Below are 25,425 nucleotides of genomic sequence, written 5' to 3'. Positions count from 1 at the left end.
ATGACTATGAGTATTGTGTATTTAAATGGAGACTTTCTGCCGGCTGTTGAGGCCCGCATCTCGCCAATGGATCGTGGCTTTTTATTTGGCGATGGCATCTACGAAGTAGTGCCGTCCTACCAGGGCCACTTTGTTGGCCTGGTGCCCCATCTGGAGCGGATGTTAAGCGGCCTTGAGCAACTGAGCATTGAGGCTGGCCTTAGCCTGGCCGACTGGCAGCAGTTGCTGACGGATTTGCTGGCGAAAAACCAGAGCATGGGAGAGAACCTGGGGGTTTATCTGCAGGTGAGCCGCGGCACCGATGTAAAACGCAATCATGCCTTTCCGGCCAATATCCGGCCTACGGTATTTGCCTTTGTGTTTGAGATCCCGCCGGCACCAGTAGCCGATAAAGACAAAGCGCCGCGCTACCGGGTGGTGACCGCCGACGACTTGCGCTGGCAGCGCTGCCATATCAAATCGACCTCTTTGCTTGGCAATGTGCTGCACTACCAGCAAGGCTACGCTCAGGGGGCGCAGGAAACCATTTTATTTAACCGCGAAGGCTTTTTGACCGAAGCAGCTGCCTGCAATGTGTTTGTGGTCAAAGACGGCGTGATTGCTACCCCGCCACTGAGTACTGAGCTGCTGCCTGGCATTACCCGACTGATTTTGCTGGCGATTTTGCGCAAGTACAGCAGCTACCCGGTGGAAGAGCGCGCCATCAGCCGGGCTGAAGTACTGGCCGCCGATGAAGTCTGGTTAACCAGTTCCAGCAAAGAGGTCGCGCCTGTGGTGCAAATCAACGATCAGTGGGTGGGCGATGGCGAGCCCGGCAATATCTGGCTGGATGTACAGACGCTGTTTAGCGCCCATAAATACGAGTTTTAAGCATTAGCACAACGCGTGAACGAAAGAGCCCGCTGCTGCGGGCTCTTTGTCTGCAGCTTTAGTCTGCTTTACGGCTCAATGCCCAGCGCATAATGTCGCCCCAACTGGGCTCTTTGCCGTACATTTGCATGCCACGCAGGAAAATCCGCCCACCGAGCCGACGCATGTAGTACACCGCAGCCAGCAACAATGCCAGCGACAAGCTGAGTTGCCACCAGGGCACCTCCACCATCGACATCCGCACCGGCATGGCGGCAAAGGACGTGACAGGTAGCCAACTCAGCAGCGTCATAGCCCAGCCGGATGGGCTCTCAATCACCAGATAGGTAAAGAGCAGCGGCAACCAGGTGACCATCATCACCACGCCTTTGCCGCTGGTATTGGGATCATCAATCGAGGCAGCAATGGCCCCCATAAAGCAGGCACAAAGTAATAACCCAGCCAATGCAAAGGGAATAAGCCAAAGAATAACCCACCAGTTCAACCAGCTCAGATCCAGGCCGTCACCGGCAATTACAGATATCACTACGAAAAATACCAACATCACCAGCAGGGTGGTGAGCATGGCTTTCAAGGCGCTGAAGCTATGACCAAGCATCTTTCCATCCATCCATTGCTGCGGAGTCACAATGGCATAGAGTTGCTCAGTCACCCGCTGCTGCTTTTCGCCGGTTATGCTCATTAAAATTTGGCCAAAGGCAGTGCTTAGGCCTATCAGCAATAAAATCAGCACGGCAAAGGCAATCATCTTCTCCGGCGTGTCTTCACCTTTAAAGTCATCATCCAAAAAGTTGCGTGCTATTGGCTCTGGCTGTTGCAGCTCGGTCAGCTGCGCATCGGTTAAACCAAAATCACCGGCCCGTTGCATTTGAAAATAGCTTTGCAGTACCTGCTCCAATTGTGGCAGCCATTTACTGCTGGCACCGGTGTACAAGACCCAACTGTCGTCCTGATAGGCCAAAACAGCATGCCAGGTTCGGTGATCGCGCAGTTGCTGCAATTGCTGCGACAGATCGATGCTGGGGCGCTGAAACTCAAACTGTTCGGTATTTTGCACCACCAGTGTGCCAGGCACGGCAATACGGTACTGCTGACGGCTTTCATCGGTCAGATAGACCCAGGCAAAACCGCCCCCCATCACCGCCAGCATCAGCAAGTATGAAATCAGTTGCTGCTTCCATTTAAAGAAGCGCAGAAACTCCCAGCGGGCCACAATCAGACTTTGACGGGATATCATGCCGCGGCCTCCTGTGGCGTTTGCCGCTGATGCCTGGACATAGCGTTCAGGTACAACTGATGCAAATCCGGTTTTTGCATGGCTATTTGCTCCGGCTCAATCCGGCCCAGCAGTTGCTGCAACACAGGGCCAACGTCAGCATCCGGTGACAAGGTCAGCAGTGCCTGCTCTGGCTGAGGCAGCTCCACCCTGGTCACTGCCTCCAGACTGCGCAACCAATCAGCCGGCAACGGCACTTTGCTGCTTAACTGAATTTGCACCTCCGGTTGTGCCTGCTGGCGGATGTCGGCCAGGGTACCAGCCAGCACCACCTCGCCTTTGGCCATCAGCACCATGCGATCAGCCAGTTTTTCCACCATCGCCATCTGATGCGCACTTAATATCACTGTCATGCCGTTTTGCTTGAGCTGCTTGAGGAAATCGACCACTTTTTCCTGATTGATGGGGTCCAGCCCAGAGAAAGGCTCATCCAGAATCACCAGAGCCGGCTTGTGCAGTACCGCTGCAATGAGCTGCACTTTTTGCTGGTTGCCTTTAGACAGCTGTTTCAAATCGTCATGCCGCCGCTCAGTTAGTTCAAATACTTCCAGCCAGTGCTCCATCCGGCTCAGTGCTTCCGCTTTGCCAAGTCCATGCAACTGCGCCAAAAACAGCAGGTTTTTTTCGACACTTTTATCACCATAAAGGCCACGGTCTTCCGGCAAATAGCCCAGTAAGCGCCGTGGCACATGCTGAAAACTCTGCTCCTGATAACACACTGAAATATTGCCGGCATCGGGCTTGGTCATGCCCACCAGCATACGAATAATGGAGGATTTACCAGCTCCGTTCGGGCCAAGTAAAGCAAAAATTTCGCCACTTTGGATCTGAAAGCTAACCTGGTTCACCGCTGTGACCGTGGCGTACTGCTTGGTCACAGCATCAATACGAAGTTGCATCTGAAAGCTCCTTACCAGCCGTTTACACTGGAAAAGACTAGCACTGCGCTCTACAGGAGCCCATCAGAAAAGTGTTAGCAAATATAAAAGCCCGCTTCAGCGACTAAAGATTAAATGCAGCTGATTGCGATGCTCGCTTTTATCCTGCGCATCAAACGGCAGCACCAGATCGTCTTTGCCATTGCCGGTCAGATCGGTGATTAGTACCCGGCTGCTGTCACGTGGTACATCCAGCTCCAAGCGTTCACTGCGCCGGCTAAATAACCGGCCGCTATCCGGGCTGTATAAACGCAAACGACCACTTTCACCGACCAACAGGTGTTTCTGACCAGTACCGGCTAAATCGGCCAATTGAAACAGTGGCAAATCAAAACGTACATTGCTGATGCTGACATCTACCCGCGCCTGCTGGCGCAAATCAGCCCGGCTGGCATAACGCCCCTGCTCATTCATCAGGAAAAAATCCACATCCAGATTGGCATTGCCACGCAGCAATACCCGCACTATGGTGCCTACCCCAATGTTGGTGTTAGGGATGTAAAAATCCTGCCGGCCATTGCCATTAAAATCACCAATCACAACATCTATCGGCACATTATCCGTTTTCACACGGGTATCCGGTTCGGCTTGAAACACCAAGCCTTGTTCCGTCATACGGCCAAAATGAATGCGGTACTCATTATTGCGTTCCAACGCATCGGCCAGCAGCTCGCGCACCATCACCAGATCAGGGATGCCATCGCCATTCATATCCTGCACATCAAACAGCCGATCCAGTTGCAGTCCCTGGTAACTTCGGCCTGCATCGATTCTCTGATCCAGCGTACGCTCAGTCGATAAGGGCACCGGCCAATCCAGTGCGGTTGGCTGCTCACTGAAACTGCCGTCATCTGCTTGCAGAAAGGCCCAGAAGCGACCATCCTCCACCACCACTAAATCCTGGCGGCCACTGCCATTGCTGTCCAGTACAAAAGGACGACGTGGTTGGTAATCCAGGCTGCTCTGCCAGCTTTGAATGCGACTGGGCAGCTGCAACCGGTACTGGCGGAAGCTACCATCAGCTTGCTGGCGCAGCAGATACGATTCGGTAAAATCCGGAATAAAAAAGTCCGTCAGCTCCCCCCCCAGGTCCAGCGTAAAATTGCGCTGGCGCAGCCGCACCGGATCCAGCACCCGGTGCACCGAGTTCAGTTCCAACAACCGCTGATACTGACCATCCGGTAAACGCATCTGGTACAAGCCATCAATCCCCCAGAACACCAGTTGCGGCTGTTCGAAGCCTGCCAGAGTGGCTTTGCTAAAAAACTGCGCTGCTGCAGGAATTTCCAGCTGTGTGACCGTAAAGTCAACGGTGTTGATAAGGCTAAGCCAACGCTGATACTGATTAAAGCCCGATACCAGCAGATAAGGCTGACCGGGTAATTTAAGCAGACTGCCATTGGCTGGATGCTCAAGCTGCAACTGCACCCGCTCCAGCGTCAGTTCCTCGGCAATAGCAAGATCAGAGCACAGCCATAGCGCGAACAGTCCGATCCATAAAGTTTTGCGTATCATAGGTTTAGCATCCAGCTTTCAAGTGACTGGCCACAAAGTATCATGTGGCCTAAAAAACGCAATGATTAGAGTGTAAGCAGATGCATGATAAAACGGAAAACGCCGGGTGATGGATCACCCGGCGTGGCAGGATAGCTTGTACGCCTGATGTTTAACGAGCGTTGGTGCTCTCAAAGATTTTATCGGCAGAAGCCGCAACAAAGCCGGTATACAAGATGCCTGGTGCCACTTCGTAGCGACGGGCAAACTCATAGAAACAGCTTGGAATGGTGGCCGGGCCATCGCTGAACTGCAGGGTAATCAGATCAGCCAGGGTGGAGGATTGCTCCAGCAACACCTCTTTGCTGCCTTTGATTTCGCCGCCAGAAGTATTCAGCAGGAAGCCACCGTCTTTCAGTGCCTGATTGACCTGCTCCAGCGTCTCGAAGTTCTCCAGCGCATTGACACTGACGGTAAAATGATTGGCGCGGAAGCCCCAGGCTGCCATCCAGGCTGCGTACTCGCTTTCTGCCAGTAGCTTCTCGTAACTGGCATGATCCACTGACCAGTGAGTACCAGAGTACAGGAAGTTATCTGCAGTAACTGCCTCATCCGGGATCTGGGCAACCAGCTCACCGACTATCTGCTGCAACTGCTCAGAGCACTGCTCCAGCAACAACTCAGAGATAAAGACCTTCGGCTGATTGCGATCCGGATGCTCAAAATGCTTGGCATACAGTTTTTTCGCTTCAAAATGGTACTCGCCACACTCTTCGTAGCCAACCGCTTTAAAATGCGCAGCCAGCTTTTCCAACCCGATTTTTTCCAGGTTGAAAGTACGTAAGGCGATGTGGTCATTGATAATGTCCGCTTGCTGAGAGCTTCCCAGCAACTGGTGGACACGCTTGGCAGAAGGCGTTACTTCCAGGTAGTTCTGCCACAGATTTTCAAACAGCTCATTGACGTTGCTATGCATGACGCTCACCTTACTTCTTAACTTCCGGGATGCCCCAGCGGGGCAGCTAGTATAACAAATTTGCTTTCTATCAATACCGCCTTAACGGCGGCCCTTTTCCAGCACAATAAAGCGGGCCAGCTCGCCATCGGACAGTTGCAGTGCATCCGCCAGCTCCGGTTGGATTAACAACAGCCCCTGATGTTCATCAAAGCGGGCCTGTTCACTGAAGCTGGCGCGAAAGCCCTGGGTCTGCGTGTTGCTGACTGCCAGCATCTGGCCAGGCTCAACTTTGGGTACCACCCTTACCGGCACCTTCAGGCTGCTGGCCACGGAGTGGATCTGACCAAGACGGGCTTCGATGGTGGGGCCGGCATCGAATAAGTCGACATAGCCACGATGGACAAAGCCTTCTTGCTGCAACATTTTCAGCGCCGGCCTGGTGTGCTCATGCACCTGACCTATCACTTGCTGGGCTTCTTCCGGTAACAAGCCCACATAAATAGGATGACGTGGCATCAGCTCGGCAATAAACGCCTTTTTACCGACCCCAATCAGATGATCAGCAGTCGGAAAATCGATGGTTAAAAACAGCTTTTGCAACCAGCCCCAAAATGGCGGTTGACCATTGCCGTTCGAAACACCGCGCATTTCGGCAATCACTGTCTCGGCAAAGCGCTGTGGATGCTCGGCCATAAACAAAAAACGCACCTTGGATAAAAAACGCCCGGTATAGCCGGTGCGATAGCTTTGGCGCAAAAACAGCGTGCAGATTTCCGAAGCACCGGTGTAATCGTTGCAAAGCGTCAACGTTTTCAGCTGATTTAACACATTCAGCTCGGCCGAGTGATGCATCACCCTATTTTGCTGAAAATGATACAGTGGCGTCTCCAGTCCCACCGCCGCTTCAATCCCGGTGGTACCAACAATACTACCCGTTGCGGTATCCTCCAGCACGAACAGATAGCCCTGTTGGCCCGGCTGCTCGACACAGTCTGCAAAACTGCTTTCAGAGTGGGCAATCTTTTGCTGCAGCCGACCATCGTTGACCGGCAGGGAAGTAAAACCCGGGCCGGACTCTTCTGCGATCTGACGCAGCGCAGCAAAGTCACTGCTTTGAATAGGGCGAATAACCAGCATCCGTTGTTAACCCTGTACGATTTTGGCAACCGCACGCTCAAAGCGGGCCAGGCCTTCGCGGATATCCGCATCCGGGATCACCAGCGATGGCGTAAAGCGCACCACATTGGCACCCGCTACCAGCGCCATCAGGCCTTCTTCGGCAGCCGCAACCATAAAATCACGCGCCTTGCCGGCATAATCGCTGTTCAGTACAGCACCCAACAGCAAGCCCTGGCCGCGAATGGTAGCGAACACCTGGTATTTTTCATTGATCTGAGACAAACCATCACGAAACAGCTGCTCTTTAGCTTTTACGCCAGCCAACACTTCCGGCTGATTGACGGTGTTCAGTGCCGCCAGCGCCACAGCACAAGCTAAGGGGTTGCCGCCATAGGTTGAACCATGAGTACCGACCACCAGGTGCTTGGCGATGGCGGTGGTGGTAAGCATGGCACCAATCGGGAAGCCGCCGCCGAGAGCCTTGGCTGTGGTTAAAATATCAGGCGTGACACCTAACCCCATATAGGCATAGAGCTCACCGGTGCGGCCAACGCCGGTTTGCACTTCATCAAAAATCAGCAAGGCCTTGTGTTGATCGCACAGCGCCCGCACCTGCCGCATAAACTCCACATCGGCTGGCACTACGCCACCCTCGCCTTGCAGCGGCTCAACCATCACCGCACAGGTGCGATCAGAAATCAGTGCTTTTAAGCTGTCAATGTTGTTGAATTCGGCATGCTCGATGGCTTCCGGTTTCGGGCCAAAGCCATCAGAATAAGCCGGTTGGCCGCCCACAGTCACCGTAAAGAATGTACGGCCATGGAAGCCTTGTTTAAAGGCAATGATTTGGTTCTTCTCGTCACCATAGTTGTCTTTGGCAACACGGCGCGCCAGCTTCAGTGCGGCCTCATTGGCTTCAGCACCCGAATTGGCAAAGTAGACTTTCTCGGCAAAGGTCGCATCGACCAGGGCTTTGGCCAGCAACAAAGCAGGCTCATTGGTCAGCACATTGGATAAATGCCACAGCTTTTCGCCCTGCTCTTTTAACGCAGACACCAGGGCCGGATGGCAATGCCCCAGACAGTTCACCGCAATACCGCCGGCAAAGTCGATGTATTCCTTGCCTTGCTGATCCCAGACTCTGGAGCCGGCACCTTTGACCGGGATCATCTGAGCCGGAGCGTAGTTTGGAACCATCACATCATCGAAAAGTGCTCTGTTAACCTGTTGCATGAAAAACCTCATTGCGTGGATTGTCGGTAGGGAACCGGAGAAAAGATGGCCCAGTGTAATCGCCATGACTGCCATTTTGCAGTATCATTCTGTACATTATTACCATTTATTCATACAATCTGATAAGCCAAGGTGTCGATATGATAAATTCGGACGATGAACAGTTGCTGGCTATCCTTAGAACCAATGGCCGGGCCAGCGTGTCGGATCTGGCGCGGGCGCTCGATGTGTCGCGCACTACCATTCAAAACCGGCTGCAACGGCTGGAGCAGCAAGGGGTGATTCAGGGCTACACGGTGGAGCTGGGCAGTCGCTTTCTCAGTGAACAGGTATCGGCCCATGTGTCGATTAAGGTGCGGCAAAAACTGACTGCCCGAACCAATCTCGAACTAAAACACATGCCACAGGTGTCGGCGCTTTACGCTATCAGTGGTGAGTATGATTTGATTGCCATCGTACAGGCACAGAATACCGAGCAGCTTAGCCATATTCTGGACGATATCGGCAATCTGGAAGGAGTGGAAAGGACCAACTCCTCGGTGATTTTGGAAACCAAATTTAAGCGCTAGGGCATGCCCTAGAGCTTTTTCTGCCAGAACACCGCCTGGCCCATAGCAGGATCGAGCTGATAGCCGGCAAAGCCAAATTTCTGGTAGCTGGCTTTGGCGATGGTATTGCCTTCCAGCACTTCCAATGTCAGTTTGCAGCAGTTACGGGCACGAGCCAGTTGCTCCACCGCCTGCAGCAATGCGGTGCTCAGCCCCTGCCCACGGTAAGCGGGCAGCACAGCAATATCGTGAATATTCATAATGGGCCTGGCGGCAAAGGTAGAAAAGTTCTCCACGCAATTCACCAGGGCGGCTGCCACCCCATCGATATAGGCAATAAAACTGAAGGTATCGCTGCGCTCTGCCAACCGCTTGGCAAGCTGGGCCTGTACTTCCTCCGACAGAGGCTCCCCGCCCCCCATTGGATCCAGTGCGTACTGGTTCAGTAAATACACCAGTTGCTGGGCTTGTGCTGGTTCCTGGTAATTGACGGCTTTGACTTCAATCATCGTTGTCTTCATCCTAATAATTGATAATGGTTAGAATACCCAACAGCATAAAAATGGCGCAAGCAGCGCGACGGGCCCAATCGAGCGAAATTTTTTCCATCAACCAACTGCCGGCATAGACCACAGGCACATTGGCGGCCAGCATACCAAAGGTGGTACCCCAAATCACCATCCAGATAGCATCCTCAAAAGTCGCTGCCAGGATCACGGTGGCAATTTGGGTTTTGTCACCAATTTCCGCTAAAAAGAACAAAATGCAGCTGGCCATAAAGGCACCAAACTTCAGTACGCCGGTATCCTCACTGTCGTCTTTATCCGGAATAAGCAACCAGAGTGCGACCAGAATAAAAGAGCCACCCAGCAGAAAACCCTGCCAGCCTTCTGGAATAAACTGCGCCACCCAGACACCCAGCCAGGCCGAAGCTGCATGATTCAATAAGGTAGCGACCAGAATACCGGCGATAATGGCTAATTTGGAGCGAAAGCGTGCTGCAAGGAATAATGAGAGAAGTTGGGTTTTATCGCCAATTTCGGCAATAGCCACCGCAGTGAACGAAGCAAGAAAAGCATCCATGGGAACGACTCAGCGGGAACATCAACCAAAGACATACAACAGACTCCCGCTTTGGGTCCGTTGCATGTCTCAGGTCTCATCAGTCTGCAGCAAAGCTGCAAATGTTGTTGCCATGTGCAATGAGGCACAAGGATGTTGACAACAACGCCAGTCTGGCCGATTACTCCCCCAAGCGCGGCCGCATTGTAGCCTTGTTTAAGGGCTGATGCAAGTCAGCAGACAGGGTGTCAGCTCCTCTTACACCCATGTAAACAGAATTCCATAACAACATGATTTAATGAGAAAATAAAAATGGCACTTCCTATGCATTAGATTTTATTGATGAACTATTTGGCTGCATGGAGGCCACTATGAAAGCACTATCAGGTATTGCTGGTTTTATTTGCTTGTTGTCGTTTGGCAGTATTGCAAGCCCAATGGCAGGACCTAAAGCCTGTGATCTTTGGGATATGCAGGTCACTAAAGTGCGCGCCGTTGGCAGCGACAGCTGGTTGGAATTAACGCCGGAAGTCAGTGCGCTTAGCTGCATTGGTGCCTTTACCGGCAACAACAGCAGTTTCTATGATCCAGTGAAAAATCACCCGGACTACTACAATCTGGGTTTTAAAAATGATGGCTGGATGAACTACTATGGCAACCAGAGCCCCTATTGGGATACGGATGGAGCTTTTATAACCAGCAACGATATGCTGCAGGATTTACAAGGCTTGGGCCCGATAGATCCAGGTTGGGTCCAGATGGGTAAAGACGATGGCCAGGGCTTTATGCCCGACTCCAGTCGTAAGGGAGATAAGTCGTACACCTACGAGCAGACGGTCTTTTCGATGAGTGATTGCAAAGACAAAAATGGCCTGGCTGAAACCTGTGTCGGTGGCGATGCGGTTTCCGGTAACTGGCTGTTTTCACCTCCGGCGGTGAGTCCGGAAGAACTGTTTGATATCCTGGGTGGTACTTTCTTCGATCAAATGGCCGTTGTATTTAAAAGCAGTACAGCCTTTGCCATTTATACCTTTAGCATCACGCAATTTGCCGACATCGGCCTGGGGCCCATTTTACCGGGCGAGCAAAAGTTTGAGTTTGCTGGTACCTGGGATATGAGCGACACCTTGATCAATAAAGGTGGGCAAGCGGCAGGCTTGTCAAACTACACCCTGTATGGCCGGGATCCAACCGGTAGCTTTGTGGTACCGGCGCCGGCTACCATTGGCTTGATTGGCGTATCGCTTTTGTTGATGAGGCTGTTCCGTCGGAAAAATTTACATCTTTCCAATTAATGCAGTCGTCACCAAACGAAAAACCACACTTTCCTGGTGTGTTTTTTTTATTCAGAATCTATTCATCCAAAAAAGCTAGTATTAAGGTAGAATGAACTAAACCATTTTTGGGTTTGTCCCATAAATGATAAGTACTTTTTTCCTGGAGTAACGACATGAATGTTCAGTCTCACCGCTTAGCTCAGTTCTCGTACCAATCGCTGCGGTCATCTGTTGCGATAACAGTCATGGTGGTGTTCGCTCTGCTGCTTTCTGCTTGTGCCAGCAAACCCGAGCCACGGATTGACTACGCCCGGGACGTGAATTTTGCTCAATACCAGACCTTTGGCTTTTTTGACAATCCTGAAACCAATACTGAAGAGTACCAAAGCCTGTTAACTGATCACTTTAAATCGGCTCTACGGCGCGAAATGGAAGCCCTGGGCTACCGCTATCAAGCCGAAGGTGCCCAACTGTTGTTAAATTTCGCTTCCAACACAGAAGATAAAACCGATATTCGTTCCAGCCCCTTCCGGGCCAATGTTGGCTTTGGTCGTTACGGCTACCGCTCCGCCTGGCATCTGGGTTTCCCCATTTATCAATCGGACATCGAAACCGTGCACTACAAACAAGGCACCGTTCGGGTAGATTTAGTCGATGCCGCCCAAAACCGTCTGATTTGGCAAGGCGTGCAGGAAGGCCGCTTAACCCGTGAGGCTCTGAAAAACCCGAAGCAGGCAGTGGACGATACGGTAGCACTAATTTTTCAGCGCTTTCCTACCCGGCAGTAACTCAACTGTCCGCCCAAAAGCAGCCTGCGGGCTGCTTTTTTGTGGCAAAAAAAACCGGCCCAAAAGGGCCGGCAAAGTTAGCACTAGGAGGAACAAACTACCCTCTCTTTCGACAGGCTGTGCTAGTATGGCTTGCTAAGATGACAGCTTAATGACGATGCCACCACCTTGCTGAATATTAGCCAGCCCAAACAAAAACAAGTGCTGCTCATAGCCTTGCCAATGATCGCTTCCAACCTGACCATTCCCTTACTCTCTTTGGTAGATACCGCTGTGGTTGGCCATCTGGAGCATGCCTGGTATTTAGGTGGCGTGGCCCTTGGCAGTAGTTTAATTAGTCTGCTGTTTTTGCTGCTTGGTTTTTTACGCATGAGTACCACGGGCCTCACAGCTCAGGCTTTTGGTGCCGGGGATACCAAGAAGCAAAGTGACACCCTGCTGCAGGCAGCATCTGTTGCCATGATGTTGGCAATGCTGCTATTAGTGCTGCACCCGTTGGTGATGCCTTTGGTACAGCAGATCAGCCAGGCCAGCAGTGAAGTACTGCAGCAGGCCGGTATTTATTTTCACATCCGCATCTGGAGCGCTCCGGCAGCCCTGCTCAATATGGTGCTGCTCGGCTGGTTTCTTGGGCTGCACAATGCCCGCTACCCCATGTGGTTGCTGCTGCTTAATCAAAGCCTCAACATAGTGCTGGATTTACTCTTTGTACTGGGCTTTGGCTGGAAAGTTGCAGGGGTGGCCGCCGCCTCAGTGATTGCCGATTACACGACCTTGTTGGTCGGGCTGCTGCTGGTGCGGCGACTTTGGCAGCAACATCAACTTGCACCCTTTAAGTTTGGGCAACTGAGCCGGCTTACCGGTTATGGCCGTTTCTTTGCGCTTAATCGCGATATCTTTATTCGTAGCCTCTGTTTGCAGCTGGTGTTTGTCTTTATCGCCTTTCGAGGTGCCAGCTATGGCGATACCATTGTGGCCGCCAACGCTGTGCTCATTACTTTTCTGATGCTGGTCTCGTATGCACTGGATGGTTTTGCCTATGCCGCTGAGGCTTGTACCGGCAAAGCGGTGGGCGCCAAAGACAGCAGCGAGTTGCAGCAGTTATTTGCTATTTTGGCTGGCTGGGGTCTGATACTTGGCGTTGCTTTTAGCATGGTGTTCTGGTTGGGCGGCACAACCTTGATTGGCTTACTGACCTCTATCGCTGAAGTGCGACAAAACGCGGCTCACTTTCTGCCCTGGTTAATTGCCCTGCCCCTGATTGCGGTCTGGAGCTATCTGCTGGATGGCATCTACATCGGTGCCACCAAAGCCAAAGCCATGCGCAACAGCATGCTGCTGTCCTTTGCTGGTTTTGTGCTTTGCTACGCCTTGCTGCAAAGGCTGGATAACCATGCGCTCTGGCTGGCACTGTCGGTTTTTATGCTGCTGCGAGGCGTTACTTTGGCTTGGCCCTTGTACCGAAGTGGTGCTGGCTGGCTGCTAAGGTAATACCGCAGCCCTTGGAGCTTTGCTTCACCCATTGCTCAATATGATCCAACACCCCATCGGCAAAAGCACGCTCTCGATTCATGCTAAAACGAAGCCAAAACCAATACCTTGGTTTTTGGGTATTAAATTGAGGATGCTTTAACAAGCTATGTGTTGCGCTGGGCACCATGTGTATTTGAAACCTTGATGAGTGTTTCGTCAAAGGCTTCAGTGTCTGGTAAGTATGCCGAACATCCACATTCTGATCATGCTCCCCCAAAAGCAACAAGAAAGGCATTGAAATACCAGGATAATCATCGGTTGCATCGGCTTGATAATTTAACAGCACAAATTGAAAACGTTCTGGCGACATCACGCTCTCAGCATGACCGTACTGGACTAAATACTCAGCATAGTCAGGTTCACTATTGAAAAAAGCCAGCTCAGCCAGATGACGTTGATAGGCAGCAGCCAGTTGCTCACTGCTTTGCCCTTGCAACTGCATCCACTTTTCGGTCAAGTACCAACTTTGCTGCATCCAGTTAAGCGCAAAACCAACGCCTACTACAAAACACAGATCTTGATTCTGCTGTGCAAGTGCAGGGACCACCCAACCTGCCTGACTAAACCCAACAAGCCCAATCTGGTGATCTTCCAGCGAATAGCGAGTCTTTAGATACTGAATTGCCGATTGAACCTCAGCTTGCCTATCCTGCATAGACTGGTGCAACCATTGCCCTTCTGATTGACCAACACCGGGCTTATCCCAACTGAATACCGCATAACCAGCCCGAATTAACCGGTTCCAAATGGGTTGATAGTAACCATGAGCATCATAAGGTATAGCTCCATCGCCATGAACCATGATGGCCACCTTTTGAATGTTGTCCTGCCCGTCGGCTGAAATTAAATAGCCCGACAATCTTTGTTCAGAGTGAATAAATGGCTCTGCTGTGATCTGGTTGTCAAGGCTCGGCAGAGCGCACGAACAGAGCAAAAAGAACACACAACACATCCAACACTTGGTCATACACATTCCCTCACCTTCTTTGTTCATTGAAAAACTATCCAACTGCACCAGCCAATAAAGTGAATTTTATTTTGCTGCTGAAAACACTCGCAATAAGGGCTCCAATGGCCCGCGTCCAAACAGTCTGGCATAGCGGCTGTTCGGCGACAATTAGGATGACCGCTTGACGACAATTATCTTGGCAGGTTGGGCGTCACAGTAGGTGCCTTGTTTGCTGTTCGGAGTTCAAGGTATCTGGAAAACACATCACCCACCGACAAGAGGCACTGTATATTCAGCATCGCCAACAAGGCATGATTAAGAAACCCTTTGTCGGCATTTTTTTACCGATAAACAATAAAAATAAATTGAGTTGAATTAATTTCTCCATTACAGTGACCAAACAAAGACCGAGTACAGGAAAAACCATGGATATACAAACTCATTCCCGAACCCATCAGATAAAGCAGTTAAGCCGCTACTTGTATTTTGTGCTAACCGGTATGCGCTACCTGCTCTTTTTGGGGGGGCCTGCCATTGTCGTTGTGGCATGGATACCTGATGGCGGGCTCTATCTTGGCAATGCCTTGATACCTATCGAAAGTATAAGCCTGCTGCTCAAGGGAGGAATTTTGGCTTTGTATGCCATTGGTTTACTGATGATGCTTAGGATCACCCAGCACTTTAGGCAGTTGATGCAGCAATTTATGCAGGGCCATATTTTTCACCCTAAGGCCATTGCCAGTGTGCGCGGGGCACTGCATGGCGGCATGCTGTTTTTTCTCCTGTCCTGGCTGTATGCCTTGCTTGGCAGTCTGTACGACTACTTTGTTCATGCCAGGCTGGATATATCATTTGCTACGGAAATCGTGATTGCCTGTATTTACTTTGGTCTGATGTATACCTTGTTGTGGGCGTTGGAAATAGGGGCGGATCTGAATGAAGAATCCGAGATGACGATTTAGGAGCGGTTATGGCCATTATTGTGAATCTGGATGTGGTATTGGCACAGAACAAAATGCGTTTAAACACCCTGGCGGAAAAGGTCAACATCACAGCGCAGAATCTGTCGGTATTAAAAACGGGAAAAGCGAAGGCGATTCGCTTTGATACGCTGGAAAAAATTTGTCGGGCACTGAACTGTCAGCCTGGGGACATCCTGGTTTACCAGGATGATGAAGAATGAACTGGAAAGCGGTTGCTGGAATCACCGCGCCGTAATGGAGAATTGTATGCGTTTTTTAATGATGTTTCTATGCTGTCTGCTTAGCAGCGCTTCCTATGCTCTTGAATCACTGGCAGGAACCTTTCAACAGGATCCTGGTGTGCTGCTCATTGAATCTTACCAGTACGAGGATGCCGAACGTTACTTTAACGAACAGCTGGCAGCACAAAGTGATCGATACAAGCTGTCCTTGCTTTATCTGGCCAAACTTGCCGTGCTTCGGGATGACGGTCAAAAGGCAGTTCACTTTATTGAACAATCTCTGGCGATAGAGCCTCATGGTGTGGCAGAGATGATGCTGGCTGGTGATGCCTACTGCACAAGGGCCATGCAAGTTTCAATGTTCAGAGCGCTGGGACTTGGGAGAAAATGTGGTTACTGGTACAGCAAAGCGGCTGAAACGTTTCCGGAGCATATAACAGCACTTAGAACCGCCATTGAGTTTCATCTAGAAGCCCCCTCCATTGCCGGCGGCTCGATGAAAACTGCCAGGCAACTGCTGGACAAACTGGTGGCATTATCCGAGGAAGATGCCAGAATCCTCCAGGTATCCTTTATTAAGGCAAATGACGGTGCGCAGCAAGCCGTGGTTGAAGCCAACCGCTTGAGTACAAAACCATTCACCAATCCAAGAACAGCCTACGATTTTGCGGTGTTTTTTAAACAGCAGAAAAAGCCTGAGCAAGCAATGACACTCTTTAACCAACTGCTGGAAGAGCGAGCAAAGGGCGCTGAAAGCTGGCATATCACGGACGCCCTTTTTCAAGTGGGCGACATGCTGCTCACCAGCGGCAGCAATACCGGGGAAGGCATTGCCTTGCTTGAGCAGTATGTCGCTGCCAGCACAGATATCTATGACAGGCACTATTTTTGGTCGAGACTGCGACTGGCTGAAGCCTACCAAGCAAGAGGAGACACATTAAAGCACAAGGATTTAGTAGCCTTTATTCAAAGCAGCAACTACAGCCACGACAGTGACTTTAAAAAGGCCTTGGATGCCCATGTAGCGAATTGATCGGATTAAACACTATGAATAACAAATTGCTGGAGGCAACATCATGCAGGTTTCCACGCTCAGATTAAATGGCCTAAGAGCCTTATACTTATTTATCGCGGCCGGGCTTGGGTATGCGGTTTGGCCGGAAATTTTGTTTCAGACAGAACCAGCAGCCAATGTACACACTGTGGTTTTGTCCTTACTCGGCGCGCTGGGCTTGCTGTGTTTGCTTGGGCTACGCTACCCGTTAACCATGCTACCCCTGTTGATTTTTGAGTTGCTTTGGAAGGTGATCTGGGTGCTGGCTTTTGCGCTACCAATGGCACTCGATACCGGTTTGGATGCCTATGCAAAAGATACGCTGTTTGCCTGTGTGATCGGCCTGGTATTGGTTCCACTTGCCGTGCCCTGGGGTTATCTCATGCATGCGTTTATTAAAGCAAAAGCAGAGCCATGGCAACGCAGTTAAGTGCGTCACTACGCCCAACACATAGTGAAATAAAAGGAAATTTTAAAATGCGTTCATTGGTAGAATCACCAAATCTTTATGCCAAAATTGCCGGGTTGTCTTATCTGTTGATCATCGTCCTTGGCGCTAGCGGGTACTTGTTTATCAGAGAGCCATTGTTCGTTTCGGGTGATGCAGCAGCAACGGCCAGCAATATTCTACAAGCCGAATCCATCTGGCGGCTCAGTATTACTGGTGATGTGCTGATGCATGCGCTCGACATTCCTGTGATGATCATTCTTTTTTTCCTGCTTAAGCAGGTGAACAAGCCCCTTGCAATTGCTTCGGTGGCTTTTAATCTGGTGCAAACATCCGTATTGGTTGCCAATAAACTGCTGCTGTTGGCGCCTTTGTTCCTGTTGCAAAGTGCGGACTATGTTGCCGCCTATGACAGTGCGCAACTTCAAGCCCAGGTCATGCTGCTGGTAAGACTGCACGATTATGGTTTTGGGCTGGGTTTGATTTTCTTTGGTTTCGCCTGCATCGGTTATGGCTTACTGATGTTTCATTCCGGCTATCTGCCAAAGTTTCTTGGGGTATTGATGCTGATTGCCGGGGCAAGTTATTTGATCAACAGCCTCGCTTTGCTGGCCATGCCTTCGCTGACCGTGTTTCCCATTCTGCTGTTTGCAGTTCTTGGTGAACTGACCCTCGCCCTTTGGTTGATTGTGAAAGGCGTAGATACTGAGAAATGGCAGCAAGCGGTTGGGCGATAATTGCTTTTAAGAAATAAAAATAGCACTCAAGTTCTGTACAACAGTGCCGATACATCAGATAGGCTATACTTCGTCTGACACCAAGAGGCACAAGATTATGGCGATTGCACCTATTCCCCCAAAAGCGGCTGAAGCAAGCAGCAAGCAAGAATCCGCACCTAAATCCGAACTGGATAAAGCCGTGGCGGAACGCGCGGCTAAAGACACAGCAAAAAATGCTCAAAATGCTGCCATTTTGGCGGCCAATGAGCAGGTAAGCTTAAAAGCCAACAGCGAAAGCCTGCGCTTGCTGTACAAAACCGCGCTGGAGGCCATCAACAAAGAGCTGGAGCCGGTGCTGGGTGAAAATGCCGCCCAGAAAACCTATGACTCTGGCATTGATGTCTCGCCGGAAGCAACCGCCGAGCGCATTGTCAGCTTTGCCACCAAATTTTATGGCCGTTACGAAAAAATGACGCCGGATATGGACGAGCAAGAGCGACTGGATAATTTTTTGCGCATCATTGGTGGTGCCATCGACCAAGGTTTTAATGAAGCGAAAGACATCCTCAAAGGCTTGAGTGTGTACGAAGGTGAGATTGAAAGCAATGTCGATGCCACCTACGACTTTGTTCTCAAAGGTCTGGCGCAATTTCGTGAGCGCATGGAAGAGCTGATGCAGAAAAGCCCTGAGGCTGAATAATAGAACTGGCCTGAAAACAAAACCGGGCTCAGTGGCCCGGTTATGATGTTAATCTACTGCCCGTTACAGATTGTCTTCAAACAACTTAAAGATACGGCGGTATTGATCCAGCCAACTGCTTGGCTGCACATAACCGTGATCTTCCACCGGATAAATCGCTGTTTCAAAGTGCGGAATCTCCAGCTCAATAAAGCGTTGCACCAAACGCACCACATCCTGGAAGAACACATTACGATCGACCATAGGAGCGCTGATCAAAAGCGGGTAGCGCAAACCTTCGGCAAAATAGATCGGCGAGCTGCGCTCATAAGCAATAGGATCTATATCCGGCGTATTAAGGATATTGCTGGTATAGGGGTGGTTGTAATAGGCCCAGTCGCTAACCGGCCGTAAAGCCGCACCGGCTTTAAAAAGTTCCGGCTCGTTAAACATGGCCATAAAGGTCATAAAGCCGCCGTATGAACCGCCGTAGGTGCCAACCCGGTTACGATCAACATGAACGTTTTCCACCATCCAGTTCACACCATCCACCAAATCCTCTACTTCCGGCGTGCCCATTTGACGGTAAATCGCGGTACGCCAGTCACGGCCATAGCCTTTTGATGCCCGATAATCCATATCCAACACCACATAGCCATGCTGTGCCAGCAAATTGTGGAACAAAAACTCACGGAAATACACCGACCAACCCAGATCGCTGTTTTGCAGATAACCAGCACCATGGTTAAAGATCACCGCCCGACGCGGCTCACCATCCATATGGTTCTCTGGCAGGTACAGCTTGGAGTAGATGGGTGCTGCCTGATGACTGGAGGGCACCGGGACAATTTTGGGTGCCTGCAACGGCAAAGCTTTAAAAGCATCGGAAATGGTATAGGTTAAGCGCTGCACCTCTGCTGCTGGCTCTGCCGTCGTAACATACAGCTCATGAGGCTTTAGATTGTTGGAGTAACGCAGCAACAGCTGGCTTTCATCTGGTGATAACTGAAAATCAACCGCACCCGGCAAAGTGGTGACTTGCTGCAACTGATTGTTGCTCAGCTGGACTCGAAACACATCGTACTGCCCCGGATGGTTGCGGTTGCCTTTGAAGTAGATAAAGCGGCCATCACGGGTTAAAACCGGATTAGCGACTTCAAAGCGACCTTCAGTAAGCTTTTGTGGCCGGCGCTGATTCAGTGCCTTGGTATACAGATGTGAGTAACCGCTCTCTTCCGACAAATAATACAAGGTATCGCCAGCAGGTAACCAGCCAAAATCATTAAAGGCATAATTGACCCAGGCACTGTCGTGCAACCGGTGCTGCGGTACCAGACGTTTATTGGCAAAATCAACAGTTGCCAGCCAACGATCTTTGTTATCAAAGGCTTTTAGCATTACGGCGGCCTGGTTGCCTTGTGCATTCCAACGCATGGCACTCTGTGTCCAGTACCAATCGGTCATGAGACCAATATCGCGGATCACTTTCTCGCTACGGTAACGCTCGCCACGGGCACGGGCATTTTCGGCTTTGACGTCTTTTAACACATCATCGTTGTAACCCGGCAGGCTGCTGTAACTTAAAGTATGCTGGCTGCCATCCGTCAGATCGACCAGGATCAACTGCTGTGGCAATGGTTTGAAATCATGCACCCGCCGACGCACCGACTCCGCAATAATATCACCGCTTGGCGAAATGTAGTTTGGCATAATATCGCGGTCGCTGCTGCTTTGCTGCGCACGAATGGCCACCAGCAAATAGTTGCCTTGTGGTGACAGGCTGGCATCGACGATATGCTTGTCTTTGCCGACATAAATACTTTGTGGCGGCATAGCAGGGTTTTGTTGCTTTAACGCTTGCTCCTGCTGATGACGCTCTGTGCGATTGCGCTGTTGCAAAGCAACAAACTCCAGCAGCTTGTGTTGTTCTTGCGCCAGATAGCTTTCTGGTACGCTGGGGGCTTTCGGCGCATCTTCGGTGCGGATGCTGAATAATTGCTCTGTCAGGCCACTTAAGGGATCCACCGCAAAATACTGCCAGCCACTGCGGTAAGCCAAACGGCCATCGGTTAAAAATTGCAGATGACTTTGCCGGTCCTGGCTGCGGCTTAACTGACGAATAGTACCGCTTTGGCTTTCCTTAATGAATACATTACCCTGGAAGGTATAGGCCTGCAGCTGACCATCGCTGGAATAAATGGCATCGGCAGCGCCCATCTGATGCACTTCCGTCAAAGGGACCAAGCTGCCATTATCCCGGTTTGTCTCTGTTACCGAGCGCTTGTACCAGTCACGGATTTCACTGCCCTCACGCTTGCGCTGGTAGTAAATATACTGGCTGTCTGCAGACCAGAACTCATTTTCAGGTTGCCGCCCCAGCCAATCCGGATCGGCCATGATCTGTTCCATCGTTAACCGGATGCTGGCATCAGCAGCATACAGCGGTTCCAGTTGGATCGGTTCAATGCGATGAGTCAGAGGTTCGTTTTTGGCATGCACTGGTAAGGAAGCCATGCTGGCACCGGCCAGTGCAACCACCAGTATGGAGGAAGTCAGAAGTTTCATAGTGGCACTTTTATGGTTGTTGGAATAACGCCTTTTATACAAAGGCTCAAGTCAGGATGCAAGCAATGCAGGATTAAGCGGGAAAGAAACAGGTTTAGTTGAACCAAAAGCAAGCGGCCAACCCTGCCCGCTTGCTTGAATAATCGGTTTAAAGTGTTAAAACAGCTTAAGCTGCCAGCTCTTCACTTAATGCCGCAATCCGCTGTTCGGCTTTATCCAGCGTAGCACGGGCTGCGTCCTCGCCCATATTCAGGCCTTCTGCATAAATAAAGTGCTGCTCACTCAGGCCAATAAAGTTGAAGAACTGCTGCAAAAATGGTGTCTGGCTATCTGCACCTGTACCCTGATAAATACCACCACGAGTTGCAAAAATAACCACAGGTTTATCGGCCAGTAATCCAACCGGGCCTTGCTCGGTGTATTTAAAGGTAATACCTGCACGGGCAATCCGATCAAACAGAGCTTTCAATTGACTAGGTACACCAAAGTTGTACATTGGTACGCCCAGTATAATGGCATCGGCTTGCTTAAAACGGTCAATCAAATCATCGGAATGGCGAGCCAGTGCGGCTTGCTCCAAAGAACGATCCGCCTCTGGTGTCATCCAGGCAGCAATTTCATTCATTTCCAAATGTGGTAATGGTTCAGCCGCTAAATCAATCCGATCCAACTGCACTGAGGATGGTAACTTCGCGACAAATTGCTCAATCAATTGCGTTGATTTACCTGCTTTACCACTGATAGAGCTTTCTATGACTAATACTGTTTTCATAATGCGTCTCCTACTGGTTAATGCCGCCATAATACCGCAAAAAAATGGAATAAAAATCAGAAAATATAGCCGTTATCTTTCTATAAAATAAAATGAATCCAGTTTCACTATTGCAGCGTATAAAGTGCAGGTTTATCCATTGTCACCCATTGCACAATCAGGAAAGACGAATGATGTTGAATTTATCCTTGAGTCACAGGCATGATGGTAGCTCTGCTTCGAAACGTGAGCTTGAGATGTCGACGAAAGAAAAAGAAGAAAACGCTTCCGAGATCCGAACGGGTCAATGGGAAGATGCACTAAGCTTTGTTGCAGTGCATCAGGACAAAGCTGCTTATTCAGAGCTGTTTAGTTATTTTGCACCGCGGCTGAAAGCTTTTGGCATGAAAATGTTTGGCAACGAGCAACAAGCCCTGGAAATGGTGCAAGACACCATGCTGAATGTGTGGCGCAAAGCCCGCTTGTTTGACCCAAGCCGCGGCTGTGCTTCCACCTGGATTTTCACCATAGCCCGTAACGTGCGTTTTGACATGTTACGCAAGAAACAAAGCCGTAAAGATGATATCAGTGCCGACGATCTGTGGTACGACGGCAATTACCCCGAGCTGGAAGATTCTGGCAGTCATCAATGGGATACCATCCTGATGACTGAGAAGTTAGCACCTCACTTTGAACGCCTGCCCGAAGCACAGCGTCTGGTGATGGTAAAAGTATATTTGGAAGAGAAGTCGCATCAGGAAGTTTCGGATGAGCTGGCTATCCCGCTTGGCACAGTAAAATCACGAATTCGTCTGGCACTGGATCGTTTGAGAGAGGCACTCGATGGCACACGCAGTTAAACATCATCCGGGCATCCCGTTATTGGAACAATACGTGGAAGGCACCCTCGAAGCAGATATTGCGTTGGCGGTAGCCGCGCACATTGATTTATGCCCTCATTGCCAGCAACTTTGTCTTGATTTGGCTGCAGAGCAGGGTTTGCTGCTGGAGCAGTCTGCACCACCACCAGAACAGCAGTTGTCCGATGATATGGACGCTATGCTGGCAGAGATTATGGCGCAGCCTCAGCTTGATAGCCGTGAACTACCGCATCAGCTAAGCCCGGTCCAGGTGCAACTGAGAGACAAAACCTTCACTGTGCCCAGAGCTTTAGCCAGGCTGGTTGGCCAGCATACCAAATGGACTCAGCTCGGTAGCATTGCCAACGCTAAACTGCCTGCGGGTGACAAACGCCATGTCTCTTTGCTGTACATTGATAAAGATACTGCTATTCCACAGCACACCCACAAGGGGCTGGAAATCACACTGGTGTTGAGTGGCCGTATCGTGGATGAGCAAGGCAGTTATGGTGTCGGCGATCTGTTGATCAATACACCTGACGACACCCATAGCCCGCGCACCTTGCCAAATGAGGACTGCCTGTGTTTGTCGGTGTTAAGTGCTCCACTCCAGTTCAATAAAGGCATTACCCGTTTATTGAACCCATTGCAGCATTTGTTCTATTAATCCGTCCCGTAAGGGCCAGATGCACCTGGCCCTTTGTCAGCTAATCAGCGCCATACCGCCTTTTAAATTGTACAACTGGCGAAAGCCCAGCCGAGCCAGCACCTGGCATGCAACCAGGCTGCGATTGCCTGTGCGGCAAACCATCAACAATGGTGTATCCAATTGCCAATCGGCGTGACTGAGCAGATGGCACAGCTTAGACAACGGCACCTCCCGTACCAAGGACCCCGTTGGCAAGTAAGGAGCCAGAGCACCTGCACTTTGCTCGTGCGGCTCTCGTACATCCACCACCTGTAGCTGCGGATGTTGGCGCATAAATTCAGCCAACTGCTCAGGCATGATGGTTGCCTTGGCATCTGTCGGCATCACTTCGACCAAGCCACAGAAATGCTGCTCCAATGCTTGCAGTTGGCGAGCCTGCGCATTGGCAGCTTGTTGCCAGTCATCAGGTGGGAGCTCTCCTTGCAACAAGGATCGCAGCACGGGTTGCTCATCACAGGCTATGGCCAGGGTGGTAAAAAAGCGCTGGGCGTAATCGTGGCTGGACAATAACAGCGTATCAGGCAACAGCTGTTGCTGCAGACGCTGTAGACTGCCTTGCAGTGCCCTGGCATCTCCACCGGCCAGATCGGTGCGTCCAACCCCTCCGGGCAACAGTAAATCCCCCACAAAGGCTGCCCGAAGCAGATCCTGCTGATACAGCAAGTAGCTGCTGGCATCAGAGCTGTGTCCTGGCGTGCTAACGCGGCGCAAACGGTATTCACCACATGCGATTGTGTCCCCCTCCACAGGCCAACCTAAGGTGTTGGTGTCCCGACTGCAATCCAGCTGCAACAGGGTACAAAGCTCGCTACGCGCCGAAGCATGGTTCGGGTGCTGGTGCGTATCCAGCACCGCCTGCAGTTGCAATTGCTGGCCCTGGATCATCGCGTGTAAGCGGCCCAGCAAAGGCAACACTGGATCAATCACTACCGCAGCGCGACTCTCCGGGCAGACCAGCAAATAGCTGCACAAGCTTTCATGCTTTAATTGGGTTAAGCCTTTGGTATGCCATTCCAGAGTAGGTGTAGCGTCGGTCAGCACCAGGCAATGTTTTTTTACCACCTCAGCCAGTTCCACAATACGCAAACAGGCCTGCCGGCATTCATCAGGCGTCATGGCTGGACCAAAGGATAAGCGGATAGACCCTTGCGAGCGCCAGGGTTCAAGCCCCATCGCATCGAGCACAAAACTGCTGGGTACTTTCGAGCTGCAGGCAGAGCCTGAGCTGACACGAATGCCGGCAGCATCGAACAAATCCATAATGTCCTTGCTGTAAAAACCAGGCACCGAAAAATTGATGGTTGTCGGCACGCAGTAGGGTGCATCGCTGTTTAGTTCCAGCCTGGGAAATACCTTTTTTAGCGCGCTCAGTAAATCGGCCCGATATTGCCATAGCTGCGGCACTGGCTGAAATACCGAGCCTTCGGTTTTCAATAACTCAGTAAAAATAGCATGTAAGGCGGCAATACCTGGCAGGTTTTCAGTGCCAGACCGCAAGCCACTTTCCTGCCCCCCACCAACGACTAAAGGCTGAAAATGAACCCCTTCACGCAGATACAAAAAACCAATTCCCTTGGGAGCATATAGTTTATGGCCACTAAAAGGAGCGTAATCGATGCTGGTATTGGCAAGCTGCAGCGCCATTTTTCCCAACGCCTGCACACAATCCACCAACCAGGGAATATCGGTTCGCACGGCTCGAATGCAGTGCTCCAACGCTGTCAGATCTTGCTGCACTCCGGTTTCATTATTAGCGGCCATGGTGCAAATCACCGCCGCCTTGGGCAACTGCTGACGAATAAAGTCTAAATCCAGCAAACCATCTTTATCGACCGGGATTGCACACAGGGTCGCATCCAGGCCAAGCAGTTGATTCCAGTGCTGCAAACTCTGCGGAACCGCTTTGTGTTCGGTCGCACCATAAAGCAATAAGGTATCCGGCCCTGTCCGACCTTCGGCTTTCGCTTTGGTTAGTGCCGAGAGTACCGAGGCCTGAATCCCTTCGGTTGCACCGGAAGTAAACACAATATCGCCTTTACCGGCTCCTATTAGTTTACGCGCCAACTGGCGGGTCGCTTCCAGCTCAACCTTAGCTTTAATACCAGTAGCATGGGTACTGCTTGGATTACCAAAACATTGCATCATATGATGCTGCACCGCCTCGGCTGCACAAGGCAGTACCGGTGTGGTTGCATTGTTATCCAGATAGATTTCGGCGCGCTTTACAGACAGGATTGGTTTCATAACAGCCCAAGCATATAACTAAAAAGAATAAGATATTCCTTTTAATGATACGTCCCTTTTCGCGACTCCACAAGCCTTGGCTACTGCACCACTGACAATAAAAAAACCGCCGCAGCGGTTTTCATCGTTCAGACCAAAATCTTAGGT

General features: G+C 50.8%; 25 protein-coding genes. 13 read left to right on the top strand and 12 right to left on the bottom strand.

Annotation, left to right across the window (positions count from 1 at the left end):
- Positions 1-6 precede the first annotated feature (6 nt).
- Positions 7-870, top strand: a complete 864-nt coding sequence (locus tag QWF21_RS01915) for a D-amino acid aminotransferase (protein ID WP_330086340.1) — start codon at positions 7-9, stop codon at positions 868-870.
- Positions 871-928: 58 nt separating this feature from the next.
- On the opposite strand, the gene QWF21_RS01910 is transcribed toward QWF21_RS01915, so the two are convergent.
- The 6 genes from QWF21_RS01910 to QWF21_RS01885 all read right to left on the bottom strand — a co-directional run bounded on the left by QWF21_RS01910 (position 929) and on the right by QWF21_RS01885 (position 7,888).
- Positions 929-2,107 (bottom strand): ABC transporter permease, encoded by a 1,179-nt coding sequence (locus QWF21_RS01910; protein ID WP_330086339.1) that lies wholly within the window; start codon positions 2,105-2,107, stop codon positions 929-931.
- Positions 2,104-3,045, bottom strand: coding sequence for an ABC transporter ATP-binding protein (locus QWF21_RS01905; protein ID WP_330086338.1), 942 nt, complete (start codon positions 3,043-3,045; stop codon positions 2,104-2,106). The genes QWF21_RS01910 and QWF21_RS01905 overlap by 4 nt, the downstream gene beginning before the upstream one ends.
- 96 nt (positions 3,046-3,141) lie before the next feature.
- Complete coding sequence (locus QWF21_RS01900; protein WP_330086337.1) at positions 3,142-4,599, bottom strand: FG-GAP repeat domain-containing protein; 1,458 nt, start codon at positions 4,597-4,599, stop codon at positions 3,142-3,144.
- Between the two features lie 151 nt (positions 4,600-4,750).
- Positions 4,751-5,554 (bottom strand): DUF1338 domain-containing protein, encoded by an 804-nt coding sequence (locus QWF21_RS01895; protein WP_330086336.1) that lies wholly within the window; start codon positions 5,552-5,554, stop codon positions 4,751-4,753.
- 81 nt (positions 5,555-5,635) lie between these two features.
- Entirely contained in the window at positions 5,636-6,673 is a 1,038-nt protein-coding gene (astA, locus tag QWF21_RS01890; protein ID WP_330086335.1) for an arginine N-succinyltransferase, read from the bottom strand.
- Between the two features lie 6 nt (positions 6,674-6,679).
- Positions 6,680-7,888, bottom strand: a complete 1,209-nt coding sequence (locus tag QWF21_RS01885; RefSeq protein ID WP_330086334.1) for an aspartate aminotransferase family protein — start codon at positions 7,886-7,888, stop codon at positions 6,680-6,682.
- Between the two features lie 140 nt (positions 7,889-8,028).
- On the opposite strand from QWF21_RS01885, the gene QWF21_RS01880 reads away from it, so the two are divergent.
- On the top strand, positions 8,029-8,457 hold the full coding sequence (locus QWF21_RS01880; RefSeq protein ID WP_330086333.1) for an Lrp/AsnC family transcriptional regulator: 429 nt from the start codon (positions 8,029-8,031) through the stop codon (positions 8,455-8,457).
- An 8-nt stretch (positions 8,458-8,465) separates the two neighbouring features.
- Here the strand turns inward: QWF21_RS01880 and QWF21_RS01875 are convergent, their stop codons facing one another.
- Positions 8,466-8,945, bottom strand: a complete 480-nt coding sequence (locus tag QWF21_RS01875; protein WP_330086332.1) for a GNAT family N-acetyltransferase — start codon at positions 8,943-8,945, stop codon at positions 8,466-8,468.
- Positions 8,946-8,958: 13 nt separating this feature from the next.
- A complete protein-coding gene (locus QWF21_RS01870) occupies positions 8,959-9,519 on the bottom strand; it encodes a TMEM165/GDT1 family protein (RefSeq protein WP_330086331.1) in 561 nt (186 codons plus the stop codon).
- A gap of 350 nt (positions 9,520-9,869) precedes the next feature.
- On the opposite strand from QWF21_RS01870, the gene QWF21_RS01865 reads away from it, so the two are divergent.
- The 3 genes from QWF21_RS01865 to dinF all read left to right on the top strand — a co-directional run bounded on the left by QWF21_RS01865 (position 9,870) and on the right by dinF (position 13,054).
- Positions 9,870-10,793 (top strand): hypothetical protein, encoded by a 924-nt coding sequence (locus QWF21_RS01865; RefSeq protein ID WP_330086330.1) that lies wholly within the window; start codon positions 9,870-9,872, stop codon positions 10,791-10,793.
- Positions 10,794-10,948: 155 nt separating this feature from the next.
- A complete protein-coding gene (locus QWF21_RS01860; RefSeq protein ID WP_330086329.1) occupies positions 10,949-11,563 on the top strand; it encodes a DUF4136 domain-containing protein in 615 nt (204 codons plus the stop codon).
- 222 nt (positions 11,564-11,785) lie between these two features.
- Positions 11,786-13,054 carry an MATE family efflux transporter DinF gene (gene dinF, locus QWF21_RS01855; protein ID WP_330086328.1) on the top strand — a complete coding sequence of 423 codons (1,269 nt, stop codon included), beginning with the start codon at positions 11,786-11,788 and terminating at the stop codon, positions 13,052-13,054.
- On the opposite strand, the gene QWF21_RS01850 is transcribed toward dinF, so the two are convergent.
- Positions 13,002-13,898 carry an alpha/beta hydrolase family protein gene (locus tag QWF21_RS01850; protein WP_330086327.1) on the bottom strand — a complete coding sequence of 299 codons (897 nt, stop codon included), beginning with the start codon at positions 13,896-13,898 and terminating at the stop codon, positions 13,002-13,004. The genes dinF and QWF21_RS01850 overlap by 53 nt on opposite strands.
- Before the next feature lie 572 nt (positions 13,899-14,470).
- Here QWF21_RS01850 and QWF21_RS01845 point away from each other — a divergent pair.
- The 6 genes from QWF21_RS01845 (at position 14,471) to QWF21_RS01820 (ending at position 18,170) form a co-directional block, all read left to right on the top strand.
- On the top strand, positions 14,471-15,007 hold the full coding sequence (locus QWF21_RS01845) for a hypothetical protein (protein ID WP_330086326.1): 537 nt from the start codon (positions 14,471-14,473) through the stop codon (positions 15,005-15,007).
- Between the two features lie 8 nt (positions 15,008-15,015).
- Complete coding sequence (locus QWF21_RS01840) at positions 15,016-15,228, top strand: helix-turn-helix domain-containing protein (protein ID WP_330086325.1); 213 nt, start codon at positions 15,016-15,018, stop codon at positions 15,226-15,228.
- A 46-nt stretch (positions 15,229-15,274) separates the two neighbouring features.
- Complete coding sequence (locus tag QWF21_RS01835; protein WP_330086324.1) at positions 15,275-16,282, top strand: tetratricopeptide repeat protein; 1,008 nt, start codon at positions 15,275-15,277, stop codon at positions 16,280-16,282.
- Positions 16,283-16,325: 43 nt separating this feature from the next.
- Positions 16,326-16,733, top strand: a complete 408-nt coding sequence (locus QWF21_RS01830; protein ID WP_330086323.1) for a hypothetical protein — start codon at positions 16,326-16,328, stop codon at positions 16,731-16,733.
- 47 nt (positions 16,734-16,780) lie between these two features.
- Positions 16,781-17,488 (top strand): DUF4386 domain-containing protein, encoded by a 708-nt coding sequence (locus QWF21_RS01825; protein WP_330086322.1) that lies wholly within the window; start codon positions 16,781-16,783, stop codon positions 17,486-17,488.
- Positions 17,489-17,585: 97 nt separating this feature from the next.
- On the top strand, positions 17,586-18,170 hold the full coding sequence (locus tag QWF21_RS01820) for a DUF5610 domain-containing protein (RefSeq protein WP_330086321.1): 585 nt from the start codon (positions 17,586-17,588) through the stop codon (positions 18,168-18,170).
- Between the two features lie 63 nt (positions 18,171-18,233).
- Here QWF21_RS01820 and QWF21_RS01815 read toward each other — a convergent pair whose 3' ends face one another.
- Together QWF21_RS01815 and QWF21_RS01810 are read right to left on the bottom strand one after the other, a co-directional pair.
- Positions 18,234-20,714: a S9 family peptidase gene (locus QWF21_RS01815; RefSeq protein WP_330086320.1), complete on the bottom strand. Its 2,481-nt coding sequence runs from the start codon at positions 20,712-20,714 to the stop codon at positions 18,234-18,236.
- Between the two features lie 166 nt (positions 20,715-20,880).
- On the bottom strand, positions 20,881-21,486 hold the full coding sequence (locus tag QWF21_RS01810; protein WP_330086319.1) for an FMN-dependent NADH-azoreductase: 606 nt from the start codon (positions 21,484-21,486) through the stop codon (positions 20,881-20,883).
- Between the two features lie 236 nt (positions 21,487-21,722).
- On the opposite strand from QWF21_RS01810, the gene QWF21_RS01805 reads away from it, so the two are divergent.
- Together QWF21_RS01805 and QWF21_RS01800 are read left to right on the top strand one after the other, a co-directional pair.
- On the top strand, positions 21,723-22,325 hold the full coding sequence (locus tag QWF21_RS01805) for a sigma-70 family RNA polymerase sigma factor (protein ID WP_330086405.1): 603 nt from the start codon (positions 21,723-21,725) through the stop codon (positions 22,323-22,325).
- A complete protein-coding gene (locus QWF21_RS01800) occupies positions 22,309-22,992 on the top strand; it encodes a ChrR family anti-sigma-E factor (protein WP_330086318.1) in 684 nt (227 codons plus the stop codon). The genes QWF21_RS01805 and QWF21_RS01800 overlap by 17 nt, the downstream gene beginning before the upstream one ends.
- Positions 22,993-23,028: 36 nt before the next feature.
- Here QWF21_RS01800 and QWF21_RS01795 read toward each other — a convergent pair whose 3' ends face one another.
- A complete protein-coding gene (locus QWF21_RS01795; RefSeq protein ID WP_330086317.1) occupies positions 23,029-25,278 on the bottom strand; it encodes an aminotransferase class V-fold PLP-dependent enzyme in 2,250 nt (749 codons plus the stop codon).
- Between the last annotated feature and the right edge of the window lie 147 nt (positions 25,279-25,425).

It is taken from the genome of Alkalimonas mucilaginosa, from assembly GCF_036327005.1.
GTDB lineage: Bacteria > Pseudomonadota > Gammaproteobacteria > Enterobacterales > Alteromonadaceae > Alkalimonas > Alkalimonas mucilaginosa.
Note: the sequence above shows the minus strand (reverse complement) of the source record. Positions and strands in the feature narration are given on the sequence as shown.